Source organism: Pseudorhizobium xiangyangii, from assembly GCF_020531965.1.
Lineage (GTDB): Bacteria > Pseudomonadota > Alphaproteobacteria > Rhizobiales > Rhizobiaceae > Neorhizobium > Neorhizobium xiangyangii.
The window spans coordinates 1-1,427 of the sequence record NZ_JAJAWH010000092.1; the positions used below are offsets into that span (position 1 = coordinate 1).

The 1,427-nt window shown below is 57.8% G+C and carries 1 protein-coding gene; it reads left to right on the forward strand.

All coding sequences use genetic code 11. The features are described from left to right. Window positions 1-84: 84 nt before the first annotated feature. Entirely contained in the window at window positions 85-1,134 is a 1,050-nt protein-coding gene (locus tag LH464_RS24325) for an IS110 family transposase (RefSeq protein WP_226788970.1), read from the forward strand. The last annotated feature ends 293 nt before the right edge of the window (window positions 1,135-1,427 follow it).

Below are 1,427 nucleotides of genomic sequence, written 5' to 3' on the forward strand. Positions count from 1 at the left end.
TAACCTGATGTGGTGGATGGCGCCCTCCGACGGCATCGAGTGTGCCAGAGTAGGTTGTTGCAAACCTTGAGAGGAGCGACCCAAATGGGAGAGATTACGGCAATCGGTCTTGATATCGCAAAGAATGTTTTCCAGCTTCATGGCGTTGACGCAGATGGGCAGGTTGTCTTGCGCAAATCGCTGCGACGCGGGCAGATGCAGCCCTTTTTCGAGAAGCTTGCCCCTTGCCTGATTGGCTTGGAAGCCTGCGCGACAGCGCATCACTGGGCGCGAACGCTTATCACAGCTGGGCATGAGGTCCGGTTGATTCCACCGAGCTATATCAAGCCATACCTGCGCCGGCAGAAGAACGATGCTGCGGACGCAGCTGCCATCTGCGAAGCCGTCACGCGGCCATCGATGCGGTTTGTTCCAGTCAAGAGCGAAGGCCAGCAGGCAACGTTGATGTTGCACAGTGCGCGCGAGCTTCTGATTTCGCAACGGACTGCGCTCATCAATGCCTTGCGTGGTCACTTTGCTGAGCTTGGTATTGTCGCACCGCAGGGTGCTCGCAATGTCCGGCAGCTCATCGCCATCCTCGACGATGAGCAACACAGCCAGCAGGCCGTTCGCTTTGCCCTCATGCCCTTGGCCACGGCACTGACGGAGATGGAGACGCAGATTGCCAAGCTCGACAAGGCGATCCTTGCTGCTCATCGCAACAACAATGTCAGCATCCGGCTTGCGACCGTGCCCGGAATAGGCCCTATCATCGCGACGTGTCTTTCGGCCAGCGTCCCGGATCCCAAGCTGTTCGAAGGTGGGCGGGAGTTCGCAGCTTGGCTGGGCCTCGTTCCCAGGCAGCATTCGACCGGTGGCAAACCAAGGCTGGGCTCCATTTCGAAGATGGGCAACAGGCACCTACGCAAGCTTCTCGTGGTCGGAGCGCACGCAGCCCTCTACAGGATGAAGAAGGGGACGACTGATACGCCTTTGGCAAACTGGGCGCATCGTCTGTTGTCGAAGAAGCCCTTCAAGCTTGTTGCAGTTGCTCTTGCCAACAAGATTGCCCGCATCGCATGGGCAATCATGAGGAGGGACATGGACTTCCAGCCGGACCGCATTTCGAGGTGTTCCGATCCGGTTCCGGCTTAAACGAAACAGGTCTCACGGTCATTGCCTTCGGGCAAAACAGTTGGCGGAGTGACAATGGTATGATGTGACAGCGAAAGCGGAATGGACCGCACGAACCGAGGAACCCGTGGTGATGTCTTGCGCATAACAGCGCGATAACCTGATAGGGATCGGCTCAAGCGGACAACATCAGGGCCCGCGGCCATATCGTGCCGCACAAACAGGCCGGAGACATGACTGCACCCGACCCGCAAAGCTCAAACATCATCCTAAATCACATTGCCAAGCGGGCGCCATCCAGACATGACATCACC

Bases quoted from the DNA above. Each gene is read 5' to 3' on its own strand.
- LH464_RS24325 (WP_226788970.1), top strand. From the start codon at position 85: ATGGGAGAGATTACGGCAATCGGTCTTGATATCGCAAAGAATGTTTTC.